Below are 26357 nucleotides of genomic sequence, written 5' to 3' on the forward strand. Positions count from 1 at the left end.
CGCGATGGTTCCCGGCGAAAAGGACGAACTGTCGCAGCCGGGGAGTTCGGTGACCCGGTGCTCCGGCGGCGGGGCGCCGTGCCGGCGTCGGACGCGGGCCGGTCGAGCTAGGCGGTCAGGACGCGGGTGCCGGTGCGGCGGGCCGCCGTCGCCGCCGCGTCGGGCAGCGGACCGTCCACGACCAGGGTGTCGATGCGATCGAAGCCGCAGACCAGCACCGGTGCGGAGGCCGTCAGCTTGCTCGTGTCGGCGAGCAGCACGACCTCGTCCGCGATGTCCATCAGGGCGTGCTTGGCGCTCAACTCGACCTCGGAGCGTACGTAGGCACCCCGTTCGTCCACGGCGCTCGCGCCGAGAAACAGCAGGCGCACCCGCATCCGCCGGACCAGGTCCAGGGCGGCGAACCCCACCAGCGCCTGGTTGTCGTGCAGTAGTTCGCCGCCGATCCCGATGACCCGTGACCTGGGCCGGGAGAGCATGTGGGCCAGCACCGGAACGGAATGGGTGATCACGCAGCCGTCGAAGTCCTCGGGCAGCGCATGGGCCGCCTCGGCGGCGGTCGTGCCGCTGTCGACGCCGATGGTGTCACCCGGCTGGACCAGGCGGGCCGCGGCGACGCCGATCTTCCGCTTGGCGTCGGCATGGCTGAGCGCGCGGGAGGTGTAGCCGGGGCCCCCGGCGCCGCCCGGCGGCAGGCTGGCCCCGCCGTGCACCAGCAGAACCTCACCGTTGTCGGCGAGTCGCCGCAGGTCACGGCGGATCGTCATCGGCGACACGCCGAGTTGGGCGCTGAGGTCGGCGACCGAAAGGAAGCCGGCCCGACGTAGCGCGGCCATGATGTGCGTCCGCCGCAGCGGGGCGCCGTCGTAGCGCATCGCTTCCCCTGACACGTCGGACAGTCTAGCCCTTGTTCTGCTCCTACCAGTAGATGGTAGTTTTCAACCAACCTTTGATCTCAGCGTCTCGACGTCGCCGCTCTCGGCGGCGCCGCTCACCCGCCGGAGGAACAATGCCCGTCGACCCCTCGATCCTCGCCCGCCCGTCGGGCGGCTACGCCATGCTCGCCGTCGACCAGCGCGAGGCGCTGCGGGCTATGTTCGCCGCCACCGGGTCGACGCCCGTGACCGACGCGCAGCTGACCGCCTTCAAGGTCGACGCGGCGCGCGCGCTCAGCCCGTACGCGTCGGCGATCCTCGTGGACAAGCAGTTCGGCTGGGACGCCGTGCTCGCGGAGCAGGCCGTGGACCCGTCCTGCGCACTGATCGCCGCGGCCGACGCGTTCATCCCTAGCGCCACCGAGTTCGTCGCCGACGTGACGATCGACCCGGACGTCGACCCCGCGACCGTCCGCAAGGAAGGTGCCCGGGCGCTCAAACTGCTCGTCCTCTACCGGCCCGACGAGGCACCGCAGTCACGGATCGCCATGGTCACCGACTTCGTCGCCCGCTGCCGGGAGGCCGGGCTGGTCAGCATCATCGAACCGGTGTCCCGGGGGCCACGCGACGGCGGCGCCTACGACCACGAGGCGGGCATCCACGCGGCGGCCCGCGAGTTGGGTGGCCTCGGTGCCGACCTCTACAAGTCGGAGGTGCCGACCCACGGCAAGGGCACCCCGGCCGAGATCACCGCCGGCTGCGCCGCCCTGTCGTCGGCCATCGGCAGCCCCTGGGTGGTGCTGTCCTCCGGCGTACCCGCAGAGGTCTTCCCGGACGCCGTGCGGCTCGCCTGCCGCGCCGGCGCCTCCGGCTTCCTCGCCGGCCGCGCGGTCTGGGCCTCGGTGGTCGGCAGCGCGACCATGGCGGACGACCTGCGCACGGTCTCGGTCGACCGGCTGCGCCGCCTCGCCGACGTGGTTGACGACGCCGTGTCGCACTGACATGGTGCCCGTCGGCGACGTGCTCGCGGTCGGCGCGGTCGCCCTCGGCGCTGTCATGCAGAGGGCGACCGGTCTGGGCTTCGCCCTGGTCGCCGCCCCGTTCCTGGTGGTGATCCTCGGCCCGTTCTCGGGCGTGACACTGGCCAACCTGCTCTCCGCGGTGATCAATCTGATCGTGCTGTGCATGACCGTCCGGGCGCTGCGCCGCCGGGTGGCCGTCCAGATGATCGCCGGGGTGGTCCTGGCCCTGCCGTTGGGCGTCTGGGTGGTCCGGGAACTGCCCGGCCCGGCCCTGCTCGTCGGCATCGGCCTGATCACCGCGGCCTCGGTGGCCTGGGTGGCGGTCGGCCAGAGCATGCCGTTGCTCCGGCGTCGGGGCGGGGCGGCGGCGTCCGGGTTCGCGTCCGGCTTCTTCAACACCACGGCGGGAACGGGTGGCCCCCCACTGGCGGTCTACGCCGCCAGCACCGGCTGGGACCACCGGAGCTTCGTGCCGACCGTGCAACTCGTCGGCCTGGTGACCAACGTGCTGTCCCTCGCCGCGAAGGGCACCCCGGTGTTGTCCTGGAGACTGCTGCTGGCCTGCGGGGTGGCGATGCTGGCGGGAATCGGCGGCGGGCAATACCTGCAACGGTGGCTGCCGGAGGGCGCCGCCCGGCGCGGGATGCTCGCTCTCGCCCTCGCAGGAAGCACCATAGCGATCGTCAAGGGACTGGCATCGTGGTGAGACCCGCCGCCAGCCCGCCCCCGTCGACCCGATGGCCGCGGCGCGTCTTCGGTCGGGGCAGTGACCCCGATCCGCGGTTCAGTCTCGCCAACGAGCGGACCTTCTTGGCGTGGGTCCGCACCTCGCTGGCGTTGTTCGCCGCCGGTGTGGCACTGGAGGCGGTGACCCTGCCGATCGTGCCCGGCTACCGTCGGGCGGCGGCGATCGTGTTGATCCTGCTCGGCACCGCCGCGCCGGCCCAGGCCTGGTGCGGTTGGGCCCGCACTGAACTCGCCCTGAGACTGGGCCGCAGCCTCCCGCCACCGTTGCTGGCCGTCCCGCTCGGTGTCGGTCTGCTGCTCGTCGGCGTGCTGGTCCTCCTCGGTCTGATCCGGTGACCGATCACGGCCGCTCACCCGATGGCCGGCGCGACCCCGTGGACCCCGGCTCGTCGAACGACTGCGGGTTGCAGGTGGAACGCACGGTGCTGGCCTGGCGGCGTACCGGAACGGCCTTCGTCGTCGCGGTGGCCGTGGTCGGCCGGCTGCTCCTGTCGTACCTCGGTGGCTGGTTCTTCCTCGTCGCCGTCGCCAGCGCGACGACGGTCGTCGTCGTCGCGCTGGCGGCACGGCGACGGCTCCTCACCCGCGCCGGTCCGGCCGGGGGCCCGGCCCGTGCCCCCGGTCCCTGGCTGGCAGCGGTGGCGCTCGCCACCGCCGCCGGTGGCCTCGGCGTGGCGCTCGCTGTGCTGCACCGCCCAGCCGGCGGTTGAGACGTAGTGTCGCCAACGCCAGTCAGAACAGCCGCAAGATCACTATGGTCAGCTGCCACCCGGGTGGGTGTCGGCCCGGCTCCGCGGTAGGCCGCCGGGCGAGCCGAAGCTGGCGGCAGCGGGGGTTGTCGTCACCTGGTGGGCGGCCCTGTCCGGCGATACCCCGGAGCCCGTTTCGTGGCGGACTGACCGACTCGAACCGGACACCGGGTCGCTGGTCGGGCGGGGTGTGGGGGCTGCCCGAGGGCCGCGACGCCCCCGGGCTATGTCGGGAAATATCCGGCTCGCCAGGTCGTTGGTATCCGGTGGCGGTTCATCAGCCTTCTACGGCGGCCGGACAACGTTGTGGCGCCTGCCGAATCCCCCGACAGCGATCTGCCCGAGAAGGGATGCCTCCGCATGCCCATGGACACCCTGGCGCGCCAGCCCGACGCCCCCCGTGCGCTCCGACGCCCCTCGCTCACCGTGGTCATCCCGACCCGCAACGAGGCCCGCAACCTGCCGCACGTCTTCGCGCGGCTGCCCCGCGACATCGACGAGGTGATCCTGGTCGACGGTGGTTCGGTCGACGGCACCGTAGAGGTCGCCCGCGAGCTGTGGCCCAGCGTCCGGGTCGTGCAGCAGACCCGTACCGGCAAGGGCAACGCACTGGCCTGCGGATTCGCGGTCGCCACCGGCGACATCATCGCCATGATCGACGCCGACGGCTCGACCGACCCGGCGGAGATCCCCCGGTTCGTCGAGGCGCTGCTCGACGACGGTGACTTCGCCAAGGGATCGCGGTTCCGCGCCGGTGGTGCCAGCTTCGACATCACCCCGCTGCGCCGGCTGGGCAACGGTGGCCTCAACGGCATCGTCAACGTGCTCTTCGGCACCCGCTTCACCGACCTCTGCTACGGCTACAACGCCTTCTGGCGTCGGCTGCTGCCGGTGCTGGACCTGCCCGATCCGGCGCTGCCCCAGCCGGCCGACGGCAGCAAGCTCTGGGGTGACGGCTTCGAGATCGAGACCCTGATCAACATCCGGATCGCCGCCGACGGCCGCCGGATCAGGGAGGTGCCCAGCACCGAGTACCCGCGCATCCACGGCGAGAGCAACCTCGACGCCGTGCGGGACGGCCTGCGGGTGCTGCGGACCATCGCCAGCGAGTTCGGCCGACGCCACCTGCGGGCGGATCGCCGGGCCAGGGCCGTGGTGGCCGTCCCGGTCCTGCCGCTCAGCCAACTGGCCTGGGCCGCCGTCGGAGCCGCCCGCACCGAGTACCGACTGGAGGCAGTATGACCACGCCTGTGCCGCAGATCAGTGTCGTCATTCCCAGCCACGCCGAGCGACGCTTCGGATACCTCGTCGAGGCGATCGCCGTGCTGCGTGCCCAGTCGCCCGCCCCGGCCGAGATCATCGTGGTGGTGGACCACAACCCGGCCCTGTTCGAGCGGGCCAGCCGGGAGTTGACCGGCGTGACCGTGCTGGAGAACCGCTTCCAGCCCGGGGTCTCCGGCACCCGCAACACCGGGGCCGCGCAGGCCGCCGGTCCACTGCTCGTCTTCCTCGACGACGACGTCCGGCCCGCCCCCGACTGGCTGTCGCGCCTGATCGCGCCACTGGCCGACCCCACCGTGGTGGGCGCCGGCGCCGGCACCGTCGCCCGCTGGGAGACCCGGCAACCCCGGTGGCTGCCGGACGAGTTCCTCTGGGCGGTCGGTGCCTCCTACCGAGGACTGCCGACCAGCACCGCGCGGGTCCGCAACGTCTGGTCGGCGAGCATGGCCGTACGGCGCGACCCGTTCCTGGCCGCCGGTGGCTTCCGCACCGACTTCGGCAAGGTCGGCAACCGCTCCCGGCCCGAGGACACCGAGCTGTGCCTGCGGCTGGCCCGGCACAGCGGCGGCCACTGGGTGTACGTCCCGGACGCCGTCATCTCGCACCCGGTGCAGGCCGACCGCGCCACCTTCCGCTACTTCCTGGTCCGCTGTGTCAACGAGGGGCGCGGCAAGATCCTGATGGCCCGGCTGCTGGGCACCGGTGGCGCGCTCACCGCCGAGCAGGCTCACCTGCGCTCGGTCCTGCCCCGGGCGGTGTGGCACGGCGTCACCGGTCCGTTGCGCGGCGCCGGCCCACGTCCGGCGCTGCGGGCCGGCGCGATGCTGGCCGGTCTGCTCGCCGCCGCGCTCGGTGCGGTGCTGGAACTGCTCACCCGCCACCCTGCCGCCCCGCCGGCCGAAGTCGATCCGGCCCCGACCCGGCCGAACCCGACCCGAGGCCGGTTGCCGGCCCTGGTCCGCGATGTCGAGCTGACCGAGCCGCTGCCCCGGATCCCCGCCGTCGCCGCCGACGGGCGTCGGATCGAGCGGGTCTGGCTGCTGGTCCGCCTGCACACCGAGCCGATCGGCTCGGTCCTGCTGGAGGTGCCCGAAGCCGGACTCGACCCGGCCGCACTCGCCACCGCGATCGACACCAGCCTCCGCACCGAGCTGCGGCGGCGGCTGCCGGCCGGCTGGCCCACCCCGGCACCTGGCGACCTGCCGGCCGGACTGCCGCCCGCTGCCGCCTCGGCGCAGCTACGCCGCCGGGCCGAGGTGCTGCGCGACCCGCCGCCCATCACCGTGGTGGTCTGCACCAGGGAACGCCCCGAGGAGTTGGCCCGCTGCCTGGACAGCCTCCTGGCCCAGCCGTACCCGAACTTCCGGGTCCTGGTCGTGGACAACGCACCCGTCACCGACGCGACCCGGGCGGTGGCCGCCGCGGCGGCGAGCCGGGGGCCGGTGGAGCGGATCGTCGAGCCCCGGGCCGGTCTGTCGTTCGCCCGCAACCGGGCCGTCGCGGCGGCACCGGGGGAGACCCTCGCCTGGATCGACGACGACGAGGTGGCCGATCCGCACTGGCTGAGCGAGGTGGCGCGGGCGCTCGCCGACCACCCCGAGGCCGACGTGGTGTCGGGCGTGATCGTGCCGGCCGAGCTGGAGACCGACCCGCAACTGTGGTTCGAGAGCTTCGGCGGGCACAGCAAGGGACGCGGGTACACCCCGGACGTGTTCTCCCCGGCCACCGCCGCGCGACAGAGCCCGCTCTATCCGCTGCCGCCCTTCGGCACCGGCGCGAACATGACCTTCCGGCCCGGCGTGATCGAGCGGATCGGCGGGTTCGACACCGCCCTCGGCGCGGGCACCCCGGCGATGGGTTCCGAGGACACCCTCGCCTTCACCCGGGTGCTGCTGGCCGGGGGCACGGTGGTGTACCACCCCGCCGCCGTGGTCCGGCACTACCACCGCCGCGACCTGGCCGGCCTGCGCAAGCAGCTCGTCGGCTACGGCACCGGGCTGACCGCCGCGTACACCGGGCTGGTGCTGACCGATCCGGCCCGGCTGCTGCCGCTGCTGCGGCTCGCGCCGACTGCGCTGCGCGACCTGCACCGGCCGGAAGGGCCCCGGCTCGCCGGGATCGGTGCCGAGTTCCCGCCCGAACTGCTCGCCGCCAACCGGCGCGGCATGCTCCGTGGCCCGGCGGCCTACCTGCGCGGGCGCCGCCGGGCCCGCCGGCCGCAGCAGGTGGCGGCGTGACCGCCGGGCCCGCCGTCGGGTCCGCCACCCCGCTGCGGCACGCCCCGACCGACCCGGCGGGACCGGCCTCGACCGACACACCCCCCGGCGGTACGGCGCAGCCGTCGCTGCTGCTGCGGACCGCGTTCGCCCTGATGTCCTCGACGGTCGCCAGCGCCGCGCTCGGTTTCGTGTTCTGGCTGGTGGCGGCCCGCTGGTTCCCGCCGGAGCGGGTCGGCTGGGCCGCGGCGGCGATCTCCTCGATGGCGCTGCTGGCCGGCCTGGCCCAGCTCAACCTGACCAGCCTCTTCGCCCGGTTCCTGCCCACCGCCGGCACCCGGTCCCGGCGGCTGATCCTCGCCGGGTATGCGGCCTCCGCCGCGATGGCGGTGCTGCTCACCGCCGGCTTCCTCGGCCTCGGGCTGCTCTCCGGGGTGCTCGGCTCGCAGCCGGTCGAGGTGCTGGCCTTCGTCGCCGCCGTGGTCGCCTCGGCGATCTTCTTCATCCAGGACGGCGTGCTCGCCGCGCTGCGCCGGCCGGGCCTGGTGCCGGTGAAGAACGTGCTGGCCTCGGCCGGCAAGCTGGCGCTGCTGCCGTTGCTGGCCGGCACCGCCGCCGGCTACGGGCTGCTGCTGGCCTGGACGGTGCCGATGCTGGTGACGATGTTGGCGGTCAACTGGTGGATCCTGACCCGGCTGGCCCCCGCCCAGCGGCGGACCGCGTCGACCCCCCGCCCGACCTCCCGGGAGGTGTTCAACTTCGCCTCCGCCGAGTACGTCAACGGCACCATCAACAACACCCTGGCCTTCCTGCCACCGGTGCTGGTGGTCAGCCTGCTCGGTCCGGTGCCGAGCGCCTACTTCCACCTGCCCTGGGTAATCGGCGTCGCCGGTACGACGGTGCTCTGGAACGTGGTCACCTCCTTCGTGGTGCAGGCCAGCAGCGACGACGGAGGCCGGATGCGGGCGCACATCGACCGGGCCGTGCTCCTGGTCGCCCTGGTGGCCGGCCTGGCGATGCTGACGCTGGTCGCTGCGGCCACGCCACTGCTCGGGCTGCTCGGGTCGGACTACGCCGCCCATGGCGCGGACGCGCTGCGCCTGGTCGGCCTGTCCCTGCCGTTCACCGGTGTGGTGCTGCTCTATGCGGCCTTCGCGATGATGGAGAAGCGGATGTGGCGGATGGTTCTGGTCCAGGCGTTCGGTGCGGTGATCTGCCTCGGTGGCACCGTGCTCGGGCTGCCCCGCTTCGGCATCGCCGCTCCGGCGCTCGCGCTCCTGGTCGGCCAGGCGGTCACCGCCGCCGTACTGGTGCCCGGCCTGGTGCGCCGTTACCGGGCCACCGCCGTCGATCCGGCCAGCGGCACGGCGGGCGGTCGCCTCGAAGCGGGGATGACGGGTGCCTGATCCCGTCGACCGCCCGGCCGCCGACCGCCCGCACCGCGCCGCCGCGTCGACCGGCGAGACCTCGACCGGGGAGACCTCGGCCGGGGCCACGAACCGGCGGTTGATGGCCTGGACCGGGCTCGGCATCGCCCTGGCCACCCTGCTCACCCTGGCCACCGGTGGGCCGCTGGCCGCCCCGGTCGCGGTCGCCTTCGCCGGCTTCGGCCCCGGCCTGGCGGTGCTGGCGCAGCTCCGGGTCCGGCAGCCGGTGCTCGGCTGGGCGGCGGCGCTGCTGGTCAGCGTCACCGGCTATGCGGCGACGGCGACCGTCCAGGTCTGGCTCGGCTGGTGGCAGCCGCGCGCGGTCGTGCTGGCCGCAGCGGTGCTGGTCGCGCTCTCCTGCGTGCTGGCACTACGTCGGTCGGGCTGGCGGGCCGGGCCGGGCCCATACCGGGTGCCGGTGACCGGGCGCGGTCGGCTCGTCGGCCACGTGGTGATCCTGGCCGCGGCGACGCTGCTCTGGCTGGTCGCGCTGGCCCGCTCCGATCTCGACGGGGTGACCGGGTACGGGCTGCTGGCCAGCATCCATCCTGCCTTCTTCGCCGCGGTGGCGCTCTGCACGGGTGGCTTCGTCCTCGGTCTCACCCGGGCCGGTCGGGCACCCGGTGTGCAGCCGGTGTACCTGGTGCTGCTGGTGCTGCTGGTGCACGGCACGGTGCCGCTCCTGCTCGACGAGCCCCAGTACGCCTGGACGTACAAGCACCTCGGGGTGGTCGAGCTGATCCAGGCCACCGGCTCGGTCGGCGCGCCGACCGACATCTACCAGCAGTGGCCCACCCTCTTCGCCAGCGTCGCGCAGCTCGCCGACCTCTCGGGGCAGCCGGCCGTCGTACTGGCCGACTGGTCGGCGGTCTTCTTCAACCTGGCCGGTGTGCTGCTGCTCGCCGCGATCGCCCGGACCCTCTCCCCGGACCGGCGGGTCGCCGCACTGACCGCCTTCGGCTTCGTCGCCGTCAACTGGGTGGAGGAGGACTACCTGGCACCGCAGGCGCTGGCCTTCCTGCTCAGCCTCGGTGTCCTCCTGGTGCTGCTGCACCGGCTGCGGCGGCCCGACCCCGCCGAGGACGTCGACCGGAGCACCCGCCGGGGGCGGGCGCTGTCCCTCGCCGCCCTACTGGTGATCTTCGCGGTGCTCACCGCCACCCACCAGCTCTCGCCGTATCTCGTCCTGGCCCAGGTCGGAGCCCTCACCCTGCTACGCCAGATCCGGCCGTGGTGGACCGTCGTGGCGATGGGCGTCATCCTGTTGGGCTACCTGCTGCCCCGCTACCACCTCGTCGCCGGCTCGTTCGGCCTCTTCGAGGGGATCAACATCTTCGCCAACGCGGCCGGCAACGCCGACGGTTGGGGATCGACCGGACAGGCCGTCTCCGCCGTCGTGGTCCGGTCCCTCGCGCTGAGCGTCTGGGGATTGGCCGCCCTGGCGGTGTTGTGGTCCCGGCACCGGCACTCGACGGTCCTCGTGCCGGCGGTCCTCGCCGGTACGCCGTTCCTGCTCCTGGCCGGGCAGAGCTACGGCGGCGAGGCGATCTACCGGGTCTTCCTCTTCTCCGCCCCCTGGTGCGTCCTGCTGATCGCGATGGCCTTCTTCGCGCCACGCCCGACCGGTGCGGTCGAGGCCGAGGCTCCCGGCGACGACCCGGCCCCGGCGGGCCGGGGCACCGGCACCGCCGGCCGGCGATCCCCGTCCTGGCTTCGGCCGGTGCTGCTGGGGCTGGCGCTCACCGTGGCGGTGTTCGGCACGGTGCAGGGGCGGCACGGCCAACTCGTGGTGGATCGGCAGGACGCCGCCGAGGTCGCGGCGGCGAGGCAGCTCTACGCCCAGGCCGCACCCGGGGCGACCATCGGACTTGCCACGTCGAACTTCCCCAGCCGGCTCACCGCCGACTATCCCGACTTCAACCGGAGCGTTCCGGTCGGCGAGCCCGACCTGGTCAAGGGGGCGCAGCTACGCGGCGTCGCGCTCGGTCCCGCGCAGCTGCCGGCGATCGAGAGCTATCTGCGCGGCTTCGGCGGGACGGCGACCTACCTGGTGATCAGCGACGGGATGCGCCGGCAGGCAGCCTACTTCGGATACCTGCCCGACGGGGCGCTCGACCGGCTGGAGGCGGCGCTGCGGGCCAGCAGCCGATGGGTGCTGTTCCAACACGGGCCCGGGGTGAACGTCTACCAGCTCACCGGATGACGTCCGGCGGGCCGGCTCGGCTCAGGTCAGGTCAGCTCGTAGATAGCCACCCAGTCGACCTGGAGGTCGACCCGGGGTGGGGTCGTCTGGTCCGGGCACGCCTCCCAGGTGTGCCCGCAGTACCACGCCTGGCTCTGGAGGGCGAGCGCCATCGGTTCGTCCGGCACCTGATCGCCGGAGAGGGTGGCCCAGGGCTGCCCGTCGAGGGTGAAGACCAATCGGTCCGGCGTCCACTCCAGGCCGGCGGTGTGCCACCGGGTGAAGTCGCCCGGCACGTTCTGCTCGACCGGCCGGCCCTGGACCGGGTGCAGCACGCCGTACATCCGGCTTCGGTCCCGGCCGTTGTCCTCGGCGATGTCGATCTCCGGCGGGTAGTCGTTCGAGGCCGGCCAGAGCAACAACGCGTAGGCGATCCCGGTACCCCTGTCCATGCGGAACCGGATGTCGAACCGGCCGTAGGTCCGGCTGACCACCTGCCGGTTGGAGACGCCACCGGTGACGTACCGGCCACCACGGCCGGGCTCGGGCCAGCCGCCGATGACCAGCGCGCCACCGGTGACCGAGACGTGGGCGGGATCGAAGTACCCGCCCGGGTCCCCGTCGGGTTGGCCCTGGTAGGCGAACCACCGGTCGTCGAGGACCGGGCCGCTGAAGTCGTCGGTGAAGATCTGCCGCCAGCCGGGCAGATCACCCTGGGGCAGGCGTGCTCCGGAGGGAGTGACGGTGGCGGGCGGGGGCGGCGGACTTCTCGTCGGCCCGGTCGGCCCGGGAGCCGGGGCCCGGTGCGGCTCGTGCCGTTCGATGCCGCTGTCGAGGTGGGCAAGTGGTGGACCCCACGCCAGCCAGGCGCCCGTCACGACCAGCGCCACGACGAGCAGGACGGCACCGGCCCGACCCCGTCGCGGGGTCCGCCATCCGGTGCCGGCCGGCCGGTGCGGGGGCAGTGTGGTCTCCGGTTCTCGTCGGTACCGCTGCTCAGGTCAGTTGCCGCCCGTACCGACGGGCGACCCGGCGGGTGATCCGCCAGGCCGGCTGGGCCAGTCGTTTGGCCTGCGGCACGAGTCGTGGCCCGCCGCCCCGGACCAGGGCCAGGAGATCCGCTCCCGAGTGGTCGGGAGTGGGCTGTAGGCGGGGGACGGCCAGGCGGTCGTCGGTCGACGGTCGGTAGCTGCGCCGGCCGACCTCGCAGGCGTTCTGGTATCCGGCCCGCCGCACCAGGGTGCGGACCTGCCGGTCGTGATAGCCGTGCGGGTAGCAGAAGGAGCGGGTCCCGGTGCCCAGCTCCTGTTCGAGCCGGTCGCGGCTGGCCGCGATCTCGTCGGTGAGCGACCGGGCCGGCAGCACGTCGAGCGGGTGGTGGCGGAGGCCGTGGTTACCGATCTCGACCCGCCCGGCGGCGGCCACCTCGCGCAGTTGCGGCCAGGTGAGCAACGGCCCGAAGGCGGTTGCCCAGCGACCCAGCCAGGCTGCCGGACCGTTGCCCAGATGCCCCACGGCGGGATACAGGGTCGCCGAGGCGTCCGCCTCGGCCAGCAGCGGCACCGCCTCGGTCAGGAAGTTCGCGTAGCCGTCGTCGAAGGTCAACGCCACCACCGGTGGCACCTCGTCGGCCGCGTCGAGCAGGTCGAGGGCCTCGGTGAGCCCGACCAGCCGGTATCCCGCCCCCACCAGCGTGCCGAGCTGTTCGGCCAGCCTCCGGGGCGGCACCGCCAGGGTGCGGAGCGGGCCGGTCGGCAGCTCGGAGACGGAGTGGTACATCAGCACCGGCAGGCGCGCACCGACCGGTCGACGGCCGGGACCTCGGTATCTCACCAAATTACCCTAACCTGGTTTCCATCCCAGTTGTCCCGATTCATCCCAGGGTCGAGGCAACCACGCTGAGCAGGTAGCGTCCGCGTGCGCCGTCTGCCGGTGCAGGCCGGGCGTTGCCCTGTGGGGCGGCGGCGACGTCGTGCTCGCTGACCAGACGTGCTGCTTTCCTGCCGCCGAGTGTCATCGCGGCACGCGATTGGCACTCCTCACCGCGCATCCGTGCCGAGCGCACCATCGGACACCCCAAGGACTGGCGAATCCTCGCGCGAGTGAGTCTGATTTATGACCGGACCCCCGCCGGGAGCGCCAAGTTAACGGCCCTTCCTCGCATTCGGTGGTGGCCGCTCCATCATAAATTAACCTGACCGACACGTGTTTTGCGATCCGATAACTGCCCTGGCGGCTCGACTGGAAAGTGACTCTCTGCGCACTCGACGAGCTTCCCTTGATTTTTCGACAACTTCCTATCAGGATGGATCATCGTAGGGTGTCCGAGCGAATAGTCTCAGGGATTTCGGTGATCTGGCGGAGGTCGATCAAGGCCGCCTGCCGGAGTATTGTGGGCCGGTCCAGCGGCCGTCATAGATGTTGATTTCCGGCCGGCGCGGTGTGCTGGGATTCGGTTCGGCCGGAAAAGGGATCTGCGTCGTCGGATATGTTTCCGGCGGCGATTCATCTTCGATGGGAATGCTGAGAATAGGCCCGGAGTCCGGGTCCGAGGTATGGGTCGGGCGAGAGCGTGAGCTGAGCCTCGCGCAGACCGCGTTGACCCGGCTGGCGCGGGGAACCGGCTCGGTGCTCCGGTTGGCCGGTGAGCCGGGCATCGGCAAGACTTCGCTGCTCACCATCACCGCCCGGGCCGCGGCCGGCCGCGGCTACCAGGTGTTCCACGCCGTCGCCGACCAACTTTCCCACCAGTTACCACTGAGCGTCCTGCTCACCTGTCTCGGCGTCCGCCAACGGCCGGATGATCCGTCCCGGGCGGAGATCACCCAGACCCTGGTCGGCCAACCGCCGGCCTTCCCCGCCACCGGGTCGGCCCTGGCTGCCGTGGCCGAGATGCTGGTCTCGCTCGTCGGCGACCTGTGCGCGGCGGGCCCCACCGTCCTGATCGTCGACGACGCGCACTGGATGGACGAGGCGTCGACCGTGGTCTGGCGGCGCCTGGCCGCGAGCGTCGAGCATCTGCCCCTACTCCTGGTCGCCGCACACAGTCAGGACCCGTCCCGTCCGGCCCGTACCCCGGCCAACGCCGGCCGGGGCCACGAACACCTGCTGAGCCTCGTGCCGCTGGACGAAGCGGAGGTGTCGCAGCTGCTGACCGGGCTGCTCGGCGCGCCGCCCGGCCCGACCCTGAGCCGGTGGTCGGGCGCTGCGGTGGGTAACCCGCTCTACCTGCGTGAGTTGGCCGACGTCCTGGTGCGGGAGGACCTGGTCCAGGTCGTGGCGGGACACGCGGACCTGCGTGACGACGACGACCGGATACCTCCGGCCCTCACCGCCGCGTTGACCAGCCGGCTCGGGCTGGTGCCGGACGCCGGGGACGTGTTGCGGACCGCCGCACTGCTCGGCACCGAGTTCACCGTCACCGACCTGAGTGTCGTGCTGGGGCGGCCGGTGCGGGTCCTCGCCGACGTGGTGCAGCGGGCCGTCACGGCCCGGATCCTCGCCGGCTCCGGTGAGCGCATGACCTTCTGCCATCCGCTGATCCGCCAAGCCCTGTACGACGCCGTCGCGCTGCCGTTGCGCCGGGCGCTGCATCTCGACCTGGCCCGGGAGTTGGCCGCCGCCGCCGCCGAACCGCTCACCGTGGCACACCAACTGGTGGCGGCGGGCGGCGTCGAGAACCGGTGGGTGCCCGACTGGCTCCAGAGGTCCACCCACGCGTTGGCGGACGCCGACCCGGGACTCACGGTCCGGCTGCTGCGCGCACAGCTCGGACAGCTTCCGGCACAGGACCCGCACCAGGCTTCGCTGAGCGTCGCGCTGGCCCGCTCACTACAACTGCTGGGCCGGTGGGAGGAGGCTGCCGACCGGGCCCGCGAGGCCCTCGCGTCGTCGACCGGGCTGGACGCGTACGGCGAGCTGCACTGGCTGCTGATCCGTGCGCTCAACAACAGCGGGAAGACCGACGAGGCCGAACTGATCCTGCGGCAGGTGCTCACCCGGCAGGCGATACCCGAACCGTGGCGCGGACGCCTCCTGGGCACCCTGGCCCTGATCAGCCGGGCCGGCACCGGCGGGTCGAACGAAGCGGAGATCCTGGCCGGCGAGGCCCTCGACGCCGGCCGCCGCTCGGGCGACGACTGCGCGATCGCGGGCGCCAGCGTCGTGCTGTCCCTGACCCGCTCGGACCGGCGTGACCACCCGGCCGCGCTCCGGTACGCCGAACAGGCGCTCACCGCCCTCGTCGGTCACCCCGACCACCCGGAACTGGAGATGTTCGCCCTGCACTGCCGCGTCGTGAGCCTGCAGAACATGGCCCGGTGGAGGGAAGCCGACAGGGTGCTGCGGCTGTCCCGGGAGATCCGTCGCCGGGCACACGACGTCGCCGCCGGGTCCATCGGCGTCACCGAGGCGATGCTGTACTACTGGCTCGGCCGCTGGGATGAGGCGTTGACGGCACTGAGCCCGGTCGCGGACGACCCCTGCGGCCCGTTCTATCCGGGTCTGCACCGGGGTGGACCCGCGCTGCTGCGGCGGGGCGTCACCGCGCTGATCGCCGTCCGGCGCGACGACCGCGCGCTCGCCGAGGCGCACCTGCGCTCCGATCCGGACATGCCTGCCGACCGCAGCACCGACGAGGACAGCGAGGGTTTCCTCCTCGCCGCCCGGGCCGTGCACGCCGAACAGCAGGGCGAACCGGAACGGGGCGCCGCCCTGCTCGCCACGATGCTGCAGCACCGCCCCGACTCCGGCGCAGGGCCCCACCACCCGTGGTTCGCCGACCTCATCCGGATGGCGTCGGCCGGCACGGACTCGTCGACCGTGACGGCCGCCCTCGAACTGACGCGCGTCTGGGCCGAAGCCGAGGAAACACCGGGGCGGGCCGCGACCATGCGGCAGCGCTGCGTGGGCCTCGCCACCGAGGACCCCGAGCCGCTGCGCACGGCCGTGCAGCACTACCGGTCGGCCGGCCCCAGGACCGAGTTGGCAGCGACCCTTGAGGACCTCGCGGTGGTGCTGGCCGGCCACGGCGCGACCGTCGAGTGCCGGGCGGCCGCCACCGAGGCGGTCGGCCTGTACACCCGGATGGGCGCGACCTGGGACGTCCGTCGCACCGAGGCGCGGCTGCGGGGCAGGGGCGTACGCCGAGGGGTCAGCGGTCCCCGCGTAGCCCGGCCGGTGTCGGGCTGGGCGGCGCTCACCGCCACAGAACGGCGCGTCGCCGTCCTCGTCGCCGAGGGCCGTTCGACGCCCGAGATCGCCGCCGCGATGCTCCTGACCCGCCGGACGGTCCAGACGCACATCTCCCGCGCCCTGCACAAGCTCGGGCTGCGCAGCCGTAACCAGATCGCCCGGGAGGTGCTCCGCAACGCGGGTTCCCGATGACGGATGACTCGGCGACCCCGGGTCGGTTTTGTGGGTCAGCTGACGCATGTCTCGTTCGTCCTACCCGGGGAGGCTATCCGCATGACCGTGTCCCCCCAGCCGGACGACACCACAACCCCCCGCACCACCGTTTTGATCGCACTCGAAGGCGGCCCGGCGAGCCTTCCGCCCGAGCTTCGCAGTCAACGGATCTCGCCGGACGCACCGAAGGTGAAGGTCCCGCACCACGGTGGCTACGAGCACTTCGAACGCCCCGACGACGGCGACGACGAGCCGCTCGTCTTCCGCTGGGCGTACCGGTCGCGGATCGCGGAATAGCCGGCCGGGAACCTGCCCCGGCCGGGCGGTCCGGGCCGGGGTGACCGCAGGGTCCGTCCGGACCCGCAGGCCGCACGTCGTCGATTGTCCCTGCGCCGGCACGGCGCGCCAGAGCCCGTTCACCGGGACGGAAACGAGGGTGACGCACATGGTGGATTCTGTCTTCGTCATGCCCGGCACAGTGGCTGCTCCCCGTACGGGCATCCTGCGTGACCTGCACAGCCGCTACGAGACGGTACGTGAGGCGCTGACCCGCATCGACAAGGCGGCCCGGGAGTTGGGGTTGCCCGACATCAGCACCCGCCTGATCGAGGACGTGGTCGGCGAGCGCTCCCGCAGCCCCGAGGTGCAGTACCTGGAGATCTTCGCGGTCAGCCTCTCCACGTACCACCTGCTCGTCGCCGAGGGCGTCGAACCGGTGGCGATCGTGGGACAGAGCATCGGGGAACTCTGGGCCCTGGCCGCCGCCGGGCACGTGTCGGTGGGCGACGCCGCGCGCCTGGCGGTGGCCCGGTCCCGGGCACTGACCCGGCAGGCGTGGCCGGGCACGATGCTCGCCGTCGGGGTGGACGGCCGCCGCGCGGAGTCACTCGCCGGGCTGATCGGCCACCCGCACCTGGTGCTGGCCTGCGAGAACACACCCCGGCAGAGTGTCCTCAGCGGTCCACGACAGCAGATCGACGAGGCGGAGCGGGTGGCCGAGGCGCTCGGCTGGCCGAGTGTCCGCCTCGACGTTCCGCACCCCACCCACACCCCAGCGGTCGCGCAGGCCGCCCGGGACCTGCTGGCCACCGCCCCCCGGGTGTCCTACGGCGGCGGACGGTGGCGGGTGTCCTCACCGTGGCTGGGCCGGGACATCGGCGACGAGGACCCGGTCGAGCTGGTGGCCGGCGCGCTCACCGCCCAGGTCCGGATGCTGCACACGGTGCGTGCCCTGCACGCCGCCGGCGCGGACACGTTCATCGAATGCGGGGAGTGGCCGGTCGTCACCCGGTTCGTCGAGGCGTCGGTCCCGGGCATCCAGTCGGTCGTACCGCTGAGCGAACACGACCCGGTCGCAGCGGTCCGGGCGCTGGTCGCCGGCCGCACCGAAACGGTGTCACCGCAGGTACGGACGCCGGCGTCGCCACCTGTCCCGGCGACCCCGCCACCCGTCGCGGCTGCGCCACCTGTCCCGGCTCGACCGGCTCCCACCCTCGTGCTGCCGCCACCCGTGGCGACCACACCCGCCCCGGCGGTCCCGGCGGCCCCCACCGTCCCGGCAGCGGCGGTCCCGGCGGCCTCCACCGTCCCGGCGGCGGCGGTCCCGGCTGCCCCAAGCGCCCCGGCGGTCCCGCCCGCCCCGCCGGCCCCCATCGCCCCGACGCCGCCTGTCCCGTCCGTCCTGGCGCCGCCGACCCCGCAGGCACCGGTGACACCGGCCTCCCCGGCCACCGTGGACCACGTGTCGTCCGCATCGGACGCCGACGGGCAGTACGCGGTGGTGCTGACCGAGATCCGGGCCCTGTACGGCGACTACCTGGGCTATCCGCCGGAGCTGCTCGGCGACGACGACGGCCTGGAATCCGACCTGGGCGTGGAGTCACTCAAGCAGGTCGCCCTCCTCGGCCGGGTCGCCGACCGGTACGGCCTGCCGGACCTGCGGGCCAACACCTCCCTGCTGACCGTCGGCACCCTGGGGCGGATCGCGCAAGCCGTCGTCCAGGCCCGGGGGGAGGCGACCGCCCGATGACCGACACGCCACGCCTGCACGGTCGGATCGCGTTGGTGACCGGCGCGGCCAAGAGCCTCGGCGCGGACATCGTCCGTCGACTGGCCACCTGCGGCGCACACGTCGTCGTCAACTACTTCCACTCCGTCGAGCAGGCCGAACTGCTGCGCACCGAGCTGGCGGAGGCCGGCCTCAGCGCGGAGTTCATCCGGGCCTCGGTGGCCAAACGCACCGAGATCGACCGGATGTTCGACCTGGTCCGGCAGCGGCACGGCGGCCTCGACTTCCTCGTCAACAACGCGGCCGGCGGTGCGTTCCTGCCCCTGTTCGACGTCGACGACACGTACTGGCAGCGGGCCTGGTCCACCAACGTCATGGGGGCGTACCACTGCTCCCGCCGGGCGGCCGAGCTGATGGTGGGCCGCCCGGGGGCAGGCATCCTCTGTCTGTCCAGCGTCGGCGCCCACCAGCCGGTCCCCGGGTACGGCCCCGGCGGCGTCACCAAGGCCGCCCTGGAGTCCCTGGTCCGGTACCTGGCGCTGGAGCTGGCCGACCAGGACATCCGGGTCAACACCGTGCTGCTGGGCTCCGTGGCCAGCGAGATCGTCGTCAACCTCGACGACCCGGCCGCCGCGCTCGGAGACTCGCCGCGCACCAGCGACCTGATGCGCCGCACCATCTCCACCCCCGAAGCGGCCCGGCTGCTCGTCCACCTCCTGCACCCGGACACCGGATTCATCACCGGGCAGACCCTCGTCGCCGACGGCGGCATCGGCATCGGCGGAATGCAGAGTCTGCGACTGCACAGCAAACTCGCCGCGCAGGTCGGTGTGCCCACCCGAACCCCACCGGTCCGCCCCACCGCAGCAGCCAGGGCACCCGAGGCGCACCCCTCGACCACCGAGGTCGTCGCCGTACCCGAGGTCGTCGCCGTACCCGGACCGGCCCCCGCCGCCGCGACACCACGCCCGGTGCGCGACCCGCAGCCGCGCCGACCGGAGACCGGCCCCGCCGAGCACGACCCGGATGCCATCGCGGTGGTCGGCCTCGGGGTGGTCCTGCCCGGCACCAACAACCCCGCCGAACTCTACGACCGGCTCCGGGAGGGCGTCCTGCTGGCCAGCGAGCCGTCCGCGTTCGACCTGCGGCACTTCTGGTCGGCCAGCGCGGCGGAGACCGACAGCTTCTACATCCGGGAAGCCGGCTACGTGCAGGGGTTCGTCCCCGACCCCGCCTCGCTCACCGAACCCGACGGGTTCCTGGGACACCCCGGCTGGCCACGCACCACCCGGTGGCTGCGGCACTGCACCGTCCAGGCCCTGGCCGGAGTACACCGCCGGCCCGGCGACCGGTGGCTGGCGGCGACCACCGGCATCCACGACCAGACCGGGCTCGGCACCCAGGGCGTCGTCCTCGGCGACGAGTACCAACGCCTGATCCGCGACGCCATCCAGAGCAGCGGCGGCGACGACTGGCTGGCCGAACTCGCCGACCACGCCATCAGCGCCCACTACGGTGGCGACGGCGGCAACCCGCTGGCCTACCTGCCCGCCTCGGTCTCCCGCAACGCGCTACGCGGGCTGATCCCGGGCGACGCCCAACACCTGACCCTCGACGCGGCCTGCGCCACCGGCCTGTTCTGTCTCGACGCCGCCGTCAAGGCCCTCCGCGAGGGAAGCTGCGACGTGGCACTGGTCGGCGGCACGTCGGTGATCGAACCGATCGGCTTCACGCTGTTCTGCCGGGCCCAGGGAATCACCGTCAGCGGCCGGATCCGCCCCTTCGACCAGGCGGCCGACGGGACACTGATCGGTGAGGGCGCCGTCATGCTCGCGCTGAAACCGTACGCCCGCGCGGTGGCCGACGGGGACCACATCCACGGCGTCGTCCTCGGCACCGGACTGGCCGCCGACGGCCGCGGCAAGGGCATCCACGCCCCGGCCACCCGGGGACAGGAACTGGCGATCGGCCGGGCCTGGGCCGACGCCGGCGTCGACGCCTCCGACGTGGACTGGGTGGTGGCCCACGGCACCGGCACCCCCGTCGGTGACGAGGTGGAACTACGTTCCCTGCTGTCACGACTGGGCGAGCGGGACCGGCCGTGCCTGCTGACGTCGAACAAACAGGTCTTCGGCCACACCGGTGTCCTGGCCGGGCTGGTGTCGGTGGCGCACGCACTGGTCGCCCTCGCCCACCGCACGATTCCCGGCCACACCGTGGTCACCGATCCCCACCCGCTGCTGGGCGACGGCACCCGACTGACGGTGCCGGTCACCGATGCGCCCTGGCCGGTCGACGAGGCCCGCCCCCGGATGGTCGGGGTGTCCTCGTTCGGCCTCGGGGGAGCCGACGCCCACGTGGTGCTCGCCGACCGGGTGCCGTCGACCCGACCCGCGCCCCGACCGTCGGTGCCCGACCGCACCCCGGACACCGAGGACCTGGTCGTGGTGGGCTGGAGCACCCACCTGCCCGGCCTGGACCGTGACCGGGTGCCCGGCTGGCTCGTCGGCGACGGCCCGGCCCCGCAGCTGAGCTTCGGCAGCCCGTACCCGCTGCCGTCCCCCCTCGACGTGCGGATCCCGCCCCGGACGATGCGGCACATGGACCCCGCCCACCTGATGATGCTCCAAGCCCTCGGGCCGCTCCTGGCCGACCTCGGCGAGCCGGGAACCGCGCTGCGACCCACCACCGCGATCCTGGTGGGGGCGAGCCTGCCGACCACGCACAACGCCCGCGCCGCCCTACGGGTGCACGCGCAGGAGTGCGCCTCGACGTTCGACCTGCTACCCGACCCCGGGCAGGCCCAGACACTGCGGGAGTACCTCGCCAAAGCGCTCGCCGACGCCGGCGACGTCATACCCGACGAGCTCAACGAGGACGACTTCACCGGTGCCGTCTCCTGCATCCTGTCCGGCCGGGCCGCCAACTACTACGACTTGCGGGGCTTCGGCACCAGCGTCTACGCCCACCGCGACTCCACCCACAGCGCCCTCGATCTGGCCCTGCGCCAACTCCGCCACCGGGCCTGCGACCTGGCCCTCGTCGGCGCGGTGAGCCTACGACCGATCAGCGGATGGGACCGGCACCTGGACACCCTCGTACCGGCGGGTCGGTCGGTCGCCGAGGGTGCCGCCGTCGTCGCCGTCGCCCGCCGCTCCACCGCCCGGGAGTACGGCCTGCCCATCCTGGGCACCCTCGGCACCGCACCCGAGGGCACCGCCGACGACCCGGCACACACCCTGCCGGCACCGGCCGGCACCGACCGCACCTACCTGGCCCTGGACGCCCTGCTGGCGGTGCTCCGGGCCGTCGTCACCGGCACCGACACCGTCGTGTCACCGGCCGCCCCCGGATCACCGTCGATCCGGTTCACCAGGCCGACCGGTCCCGGCCCCGACCCGGGCGGGGTCGTCCCGGAACCGGCCGAACAGCCGATCGGCCGCCGGCAGACCCTCCAGCTGCGTCCGCTGACCCCACCGGATCCGGACGGGCCGGCGATCCCGGCCGGGAGCATCGTGCTCACCGACGCCGCGGACCTCGCCGCTGCGGTCACCGGACCGGACATCGCCGTCTGGGCACCGCAGCCAGGGGTCGACGCCGCCACCCACGTACCGCCCGACGCCGCCGCCGACGCGCTGGCCGACCTGCCGTTCGTTCCACGCCACATCCGGATCCTCACCCGGCTGGAAACCCCCGACGGCGGTGCCGACGACACCGAGGCCGCCCGGTTGGAGGACCTCCAGGACCTGGCGTTCACCACCATCCAGGCCGCGCTGCCCGCGCTGCGGGCCGGCGGGTCGCTCGCCGCGCTGCTGCTCGCCGCGCTACCGCAGGGAACGACGCATCCGCTCGCCGGTCTGTTCACCGGTCTCGTCCGCTCGGTGCGGGCCGAGGTGCCGCAGTGCAGCGGGAACGCCCTGGTCACCGACGCGTCGGACGCCCCGACCGCGCTGGCGCAGTTGGCCCGGGCGGCGACCGCCCGGGTGCCGACGCACACCCTGGCCTGCCGCGGGCAGACCTGGTCCGAGCTGGCCGTCGCCGACGACGAGACCGGACCGCACCCGGCGGGGGAGCCCACCCTGCCACCGGACGCGATCGTGGTCGCCTTCGGCGGCGCCCGGGGCATCACCCCCGAACTCCTCGACGCCGTGGCCCGCACCACCGACCGACCCCACCTGTACCTCGTCGGCCGTACCCCGCTACCCGAGACCGACGACGAACTGCCACCCCAGGCCGAGTTCATCGCCGCCGGACGCCGGGAACACCCCGACGCGTCGGTGCGGGAACTCAAGACCGCCTACGAACGTGCCCAGGCCCGCCTGGAGGTACGCCGGACCGTGCACCGGCTCGCCGAACTGTGCGGGCCGGACCGGGTCCACCACCGGGTGTGCGACGTGCTGGACGCGGACCGCACCAGGGCGGTCCTCGACGAGGTCATGGACCGGCACGGGCGCATCGACCTGCTCATCAACACCGTCCTCGACCTACGCTCCCGGGCACTGCACGCGAAGACCCTGGTCGACTTCCGGGCGGTACGGGCCACCAAAGCCACCGGCTACCGCAACCTCGAACGCGCCCTGGCCGGCCGGCCGCCCCGGACCTGGTGCAACTTCAGCACCCTGGCCACCCTCGCCCCCGCCCCCGGAGACGTCGACTACTGCGCCGTCAACGAATACCTGGCGTACGCGAGCACCTGGGCCGACCGGCACGCACCCGAGGGACACCGCGAACTCGCCATCCTCTGGAGCGGCTGGCGGGAGGTCGGCGTCGCCAGCAGCGCCGCGATGCAGGAAACCCTGCGCCGCAACCGGATGGACGCCTACATCAGCAGCAGGCAGGGCGCCGCCCAGTTCCTCGACGCGGTGACCCGGCCCGGCAGCGGGGCGGCGGTCTTCTACATCCGGGCGGAGGAACGCGTACTGCTGGGGCAGCGGGGGATCAGCACCGACACCACCAGCGGCCGGCTGCCACTGCCCGTACCCGACGCACCACCACCCACCCCACCGGACCCGTCCCTGGCCACGCCGCTGCTCGACGGCGTGCTGTTGCGCGGCCGCCGCTGGGCGGTGTTCACCAAGACCTGGGAGCCACACACCCTCGCGGAGCAGGACGGCCGGTGGATGCGCCACCACCGGGTCAACGGGGAGTACGTCCTCCCCGGCACCTTCGCCCTCGAGGCCGCCGCCGGCGCAGCCGGACACCTCTGCCCCGACCTCGTCGTCACCGGATTCCGTGACCTGGTCTGCCGGACGTCGGTGACGGTCAGGTCCGCCGGACCACCCCGCACCATCACCGTGGAGGCCCAACTCACCGACCGGTCCCCGGACCGGGCCGTGGTGGCGGTCCGGATCACCACCAACCGGGTCGGCCGCAACGGCAAGGTCCTGCGCTTCAACGACCTGCTCTGCGAGACGACAGTCGTGCTGGCCGACCGGCACCCCGCACTGCCCGCGCCGACCGACCAGATGACACACCGCCCCGAACCGGACTTCACCATGCCGGTCTACTCCGCCGACCTGCCGATCACCCTCAGCGGCCCGTTCGCCGGAACCGGCGGGTACGCCCGGGGACCGGACGGCACGAGCGCCACGTTCCGCCTGGACCACGAGGCGTGGAACCCGGCCCTGGCCGGGATGACCGTGCCGGCGATCCTGCTGGACGCGATGGTGCACCTGCTGCTCCTGCCGCCACCCGGCGACCGGCCACCCCTGGTCGGCCCGATGGCCGGCATCGAGGCGGTGGACCTCGGCGGACCGGGCAACGACTGCCAGCTCAGCGCCGCGCACCCGACGATCCGGCTGCACTGCCGCTTCGCCGACGGCGCACTGACCGCCTCGACCCCTCACGGCCACGTCCTGGCCCGCATCACCGGGGTCAGCGCCCACGCCACCGACCACAGCGGGAGGTTGATCCGGCCGCACGCCGACACCCCCCAACCGGCCCTTCCCTGACAGCCGAGGAGACAGCGGTGTTGTGGCACGACATCACGATCGCCGGAACCGGTTCCTGGATACCCCCGATCCGACCCGAACAGGACCCGTGGGACGCAACCCGGGCCGGCGCATCATCCATGGCCGCGGCCAACGGGTTCACCTCGGCCGCAGTCTCGACCGGGGAGACCGCCACCCAGATGGCGGCCCGGGCCGCCCTGCTGGCACTGCGCCACGCCGAGGTCCCCAGCGCCGACGTGAGCCTGTTGGCCCACGCCACCTTCCAGGACGAGGACCACTACACGCCCGCGCCGTACCTGCTGCGGGTCCTCGGCGCCACCCGTACCACCGGGATCGAGGTCGGGGCGGCCAGTGACGGCGGCGCGGCCGCCCTGGTCACCGCAGCCGAACACCTCACCGCCCAACCCACCGCCCCGGCGGCCCTGGTCACCGCCGGAGCCCGCTTCCCCCACCAGCGGTGGGGCCACGTCCGCGACATCGGCTACGTCGCCGGTGACGCCGGCGCGGCCGCGGTGCTCACCCGGGGCACCGGCTTCGCCCGGCTGCTGGCCACCGCCCAGGCCACCGAACCGGAGCTGGAGGTGCTGACCCGCGCCGGTGAGCAGGGCGCCGCCGCCGGCGGCGGCCGACGGTTCCTCGCCGAACAGACCGGACTCCTGCCGCACATCGGGGCACTTCAACGCCGCACCCGGCACTGTGTCGACACCGTCCTCGGCGAGACCGGCCTGGCAGCGGCGGACGTCTCGCACGTGGTGGCCATCGCGATCGGGTCGGCCGTGCTCGACCTGGTGCTCTCCGGACCCCCGCTGCACCGCCGCGCCACCGACAGCAGTTGGACCTTCGGCCGCCACCTCGGCCACGCCGGCCCCTGCGACGTGCTGCTCGCCCTGGACCGGATGTTCCGTACCGGCGCACTGCGGGTCGGGGACCACGTCCTCGTCGTGAGCTTCGGCCTCGGCTTCCGCTGGACCACCGCCCTGCTCGAGATCACCCGCCCACCGCCCGGTGCGACGACGGCAGACCGGAGAACGAGGTAACCCATGACCGAGACGACCACGACGACCACCGCGTCGATTCCCCTGGCACCGGGTGCACTGCCGCTGCTCGGACACGCGTTGCCCCTGTTGCGGGATCCGCTGGCCTTCATCCGCTCCCTGGCCGGCTACCCCAGGATGGTGCGGGTCCGGTTGGGCCCGACCTCCGCAGTGCTGATCTGCGACCCGACCCTGACCCGGCACATCTTCGTCAACGACCGGACCTTCGACAAGGGCGGCCCGATCTACGACCGGATCCGGGAGGTCATCGGCGACGGGCTGTCCACCTGCCCGTACCCGCTGCACCGGCGACAGCGACGACTGTGCCAACCGTCGTTCCACCCACAGCGCCTACACGGGTACGCGGCGGTGTTCGGCCGGGCCTCCCACGCCACCGCCGGCTCCTGGCACGACGGTCAGGTGCTCGACGTCACCCGGGAGATGATGACGCTGACCACCCAGGCCACCATGGAGACGATGTTCAGCGGGTCCCTCCCTGCGGACACCCTCCGCCGGGCCCTGGCCGACACCAACACCGTGGTGAGCGCCTTCTTCCGCCGGATGATGACCCCGGCCCTGCTGCGCCGGCTACCCACCCCCGCCAAGCGACGCTACGACCAGGCCCGGGCCCGGCTCTTCGCCACCATCACCGAGATCGTCGCCGACCGCCGGGCCGACCCCACCGACCACGCCGACCTGCTCTCCGCACTGGTCGCGGCCGTCGATGTGGAAAGCCGTGACCACGAGCAGCGGCTCAGCGACGCCGAACTGGCCGACCAGGCCCTCACCTTCTTCCTCGGCGGCATGGAAACCACCGCCATCACCCTGGCCTGGGCACTGCACCTGATGGCCACCCATCCGGAAATCCAACATGCACTGCAGGCCGAAACCGACACCGTCCTGGCAGGCGCGCTTCCCGGCCCCGAACACCTGCCCCGACTCGACCTGGCGACCCGGGTGGTCACCGAAACCCTCCGGCTCTACCCGCCGGCCTGGATGATGACCCGCACCGTCGCCCAGGAGGCCGAACTCGACGGGGTACGGCTACGACGCGGCGACACCCTCGTGCTCAGCCCGTACCTGATCCACCGGCGACCCGACCTGTACGCCGACCCGGACCGCTTCGACCCGGACCGCTGGTGCGGCACCTCACCCGACCGGACGGGCTACGTCCCGTTCGGCGCCGGCGCGCGCAAGTGCATCGGGGACCAGTTCGCGCTCACCGAGGCGATCCTGGCCCTGACCGCGGTGGCGGCCCGCTGGGAGTTGTCCCCGGTCGGCGAGGAACCCTTCCGACCCAAGGTGGAAACCAGCCTCAGCTCCCGCGGGCTGCGCCTGCGGCTGCGGCGTCGGACGGAGACCTCCGGGACCGACGCACCGCCGGTCGCCACGTCGCAGCCCCTACCCGTGCCGTCGACCCCCGGACCGGGCCCTGACGCCTGCCCGGTCGCCCACTAGG

17 protein-coding genes are annotated in these 26357 nt (G+C 73.3%); 14 read left to right on the plus strand and 3 right to left on the minus strand.

Annotation, left to right across the window (positions count from 1 at the left end):
* Positions 1-107: 107 nt before the first annotated feature.
* A complete protein-coding gene (locus tag ACQP1S_RS11750; protein WP_432906136.1) occupies positions 108-890 on the minus strand; it encodes a DeoR/GlpR family DNA-binding transcription regulator in 783 nt (260 codons plus the stop codon).
* Positions 891-1009: 119 nt separating this feature from the next.
* Between ACQP1S_RS11750 and ACQP1S_RS11755 the strand changes: the two genes are divergently transcribed.
* From ACQP1S_RS11755 to ACQP1S_RS11790, 8 genes are all read left to right on the plus strand, one after another.
* A complete protein-coding gene (locus tag ACQP1S_RS11755; protein WP_432906139.1) occupies positions 1010-1876 on the plus strand; it encodes a hypothetical protein in 867 nt (288 codons plus the stop codon).
* A gap of 1 nt (position 1877) precedes the next feature.
* On the plus strand, positions 1878-2603 hold the full coding sequence (locus ACQP1S_RS11760; RefSeq protein ID WP_432906142.1) for a TSUP family transporter: 726 nt from the start codon (positions 1878-1880) through the stop codon (positions 2601-2603).
* Entirely contained in the window at positions 2600-2980 is a 381-nt protein-coding gene (locus ACQP1S_RS11765; RefSeq protein ID WP_176739210.1) for a YidH family protein, read from the plus strand. Before ACQP1S_RS11760 ends, ACQP1S_RS11765 begins: the two co-directional genes overlap by 4 nt.
* 74 nt (positions 2981-3054) lie before the next feature.
* Positions 3055-3354: a hypothetical protein gene (locus ACQP1S_RS11770; RefSeq protein WP_432906145.1), complete on the plus strand. Its 300-nt coding sequence runs from the start codon at positions 3055-3057 to the stop codon at positions 3352-3354.
* A 399-nt stretch (positions 3355-3753) separates the two neighbouring features.
* Positions 3754-4635 carry a glycosyltransferase family 2 protein gene (locus ACQP1S_RS11775; protein ID WP_432906147.1) on the plus strand — a complete coding sequence of 294 codons (882 nt, stop codon included), beginning with the start codon at positions 3754-3756 and terminating at the stop codon, positions 4633-4635.
* Positions 4632-6911: a glycosyltransferase gene (locus ACQP1S_RS11780; RefSeq protein ID WP_432906150.1), complete on the plus strand. Its 2280-nt coding sequence runs from the start codon at positions 4632-4634 to the stop codon at positions 6909-6911. The genes ACQP1S_RS11775 and ACQP1S_RS11780 overlap by 4 nt, the downstream gene beginning before the upstream one ends.
* Positions 6908-8296, plus strand: coding sequence for a lipopolysaccharide biosynthesis protein (locus ACQP1S_RS11785; protein ID WP_432906152.1), 1389 nt, complete (start codon positions 6908-6910; stop codon positions 8294-8296). Before ACQP1S_RS11780 ends, ACQP1S_RS11785 begins: the two co-directional genes overlap by 4 nt.
* Entirely contained in the window at positions 8289-10520 is a 2232-nt protein-coding gene (locus tag ACQP1S_RS11790) for a hypothetical protein (RefSeq protein ID WP_432906155.1), read from the plus strand. The genes ACQP1S_RS11785 and ACQP1S_RS11790 overlap by 8 nt, the downstream gene beginning before the upstream one ends.
* A 26-nt stretch (positions 10521-10546) precedes the next feature.
* Here ACQP1S_RS11790 and ACQP1S_RS11795 read toward each other — a convergent pair whose 3' ends face one another.
* On the minus strand, positions 10547-11389 hold the full coding sequence (locus ACQP1S_RS11795; RefSeq protein WP_432906158.1) for a glycoside hydrolase family 16 protein: 843 nt from the start codon (positions 11387-11389) through the stop codon (positions 10547-10549).
* A gap of 106 nt (positions 11390-11495) precedes the next feature.
* A complete protein-coding gene (locus ACQP1S_RS11800) occupies positions 11496-12332 on the minus strand; it encodes a polysaccharide deacetylase family protein (RefSeq protein WP_432906161.1) in 837 nt (278 codons plus the stop codon).
* 687 nt (positions 12333-13019) lie between these two features.
* Here ACQP1S_RS11800 and ACQP1S_RS11805 point away from each other — a divergent pair.
* From ACQP1S_RS11805 to ACQP1S_RS11830, 6 genes are all read left to right on the plus strand, one after another.
* Positions 13020-15884 carry an ATP-binding protein gene (locus tag ACQP1S_RS11805; RefSeq protein ID WP_432906164.1) on the plus strand — a complete coding sequence of 955 codons (2865 nt, stop codon included), beginning with the start codon at positions 13020-13022 and terminating at the stop codon, positions 15882-15884.
* Between the two features lie 81 nt (positions 15885-15965).
* Positions 15966-16202: a DUF5988 family protein gene (locus ACQP1S_RS11810; RefSeq protein WP_432906167.1), complete on the plus strand. Its 237-nt coding sequence runs from the start codon at positions 15966-15968 to the stop codon at positions 16200-16202.
* 148 nt (positions 16203-16350) lie between these two features.
* Positions 16351-17934, plus strand: a complete 1584-nt coding sequence (locus ACQP1S_RS11815; protein WP_432906168.1) for an acyltransferase domain-containing protein — start codon at positions 16351-16353, stop codon at positions 17932-17934.
* On the plus strand, positions 17931-23864 hold the full coding sequence (locus ACQP1S_RS11820) for an SDR family oxidoreductase (protein ID WP_432906170.1): 5934 nt from the start codon (positions 17931-17933) through the stop codon (positions 23862-23864). Before ACQP1S_RS11815 ends, ACQP1S_RS11820 begins: the two co-directional genes overlap by 4 nt.
* 119 nt (positions 23865-23983) lie before the next feature.
* Positions 23984-24901, plus strand: coding sequence for a 3-oxoacyl-[acyl-carrier-protein] synthase III C-terminal domain-containing protein (locus tag ACQP1S_RS11825; protein ID WP_432906171.1), 918 nt, complete (start codon positions 23984-23986; stop codon positions 24899-24901).
* Between the two features lie 3 nt (positions 24902-24904).
* On the plus strand, positions 24905-26356 hold the full coding sequence (locus ACQP1S_RS11830; RefSeq protein WP_432906173.1) for a cytochrome P450: 1452 nt from the start codon (positions 24905-24907) through the stop codon (positions 26354-26356).
* The last annotated feature ends 1 nt before the right edge of the window (position 26357 follow it).

Origin of the sequence: Micromonospora matsumotoense, assembly GCF_050951065.1 — a bacterium.
GTDB classification, from domain to species: Bacteria; Actinomycetota; Actinomycetes; order Mycobacteriales; family Micromonosporaceae; genus Micromonospora; species Micromonospora matsumotoensis.

Bases quoted from the DNA above. Each gene is read 5' to 3' on its own strand.
- ACQP1S_RS11755 (WP_432906139.1), top strand. From the start codon at position 1,010: ATGCCCGTCGACCCCTCGATCCTCGCCCGCCCGTCGGGCGGCTACGCC.
- ACQP1S_RS11760 (WP_432906142.1), top strand. From the start codon at position 1,878: ATGGTGCCCGTCGGCGACGTGCTCGCGGTCGGCGCGGTCGCCCTCGGC.
- ACQP1S_RS11775 (WP_432906147.1), top strand. From the start codon at position 3,754: ATGCCCATGGACACCCTGGCGCGCCAGCCCGACGCCCCCCGTGCGCTC.
- ACQP1S_RS11780 (WP_432906150.1), top strand. From the start codon at position 4,632: ATGACCACGCCTGTGCCGCAGATCAGTGTCGTCATTCCCAGCCACGCC.
- ACQP1S_RS11805 (WP_432906164.1), top strand. From the start codon at position 13,020: ATGCTGAGAATAGGCCCGGAGTCCGGGTCCGAGGTATGGGTCGGGCGA.
- ACQP1S_RS11810 (WP_432906167.1), top strand. From the start codon at position 15,966: ATGACCGTGTCCCCCCAGCCGGACGACACCACAACCCCCCGCACCACC.
- ACQP1S_RS11815 (WP_432906168.1), top strand. From the start codon at position 16,351: ATGGTGGATTCTGTCTTCGTCATGCCCGGCACAGTGGCTGCTCCCCGT.
- ACQP1S_RS11820 (WP_432906170.1), top strand. From the start codon at position 17,931: ATGACCGACACGCCACGCCTGCACGGTCGGATCGCGTTGGTGACCGGC.
- ACQP1S_RS11825 (WP_432906171.1), top strand. From the start codon at position 23,984: ATGGCCGCGGCCAACGGGTTCACCTCGGCCGCAGTCTCGACCGGGGAG.
- ACQP1S_RS11830 (WP_432906173.1), top strand. From the start codon at position 24,905: ATGACCGAGACGACCACGACGACCACCGCGTCGATTCCCCTGGCACCG.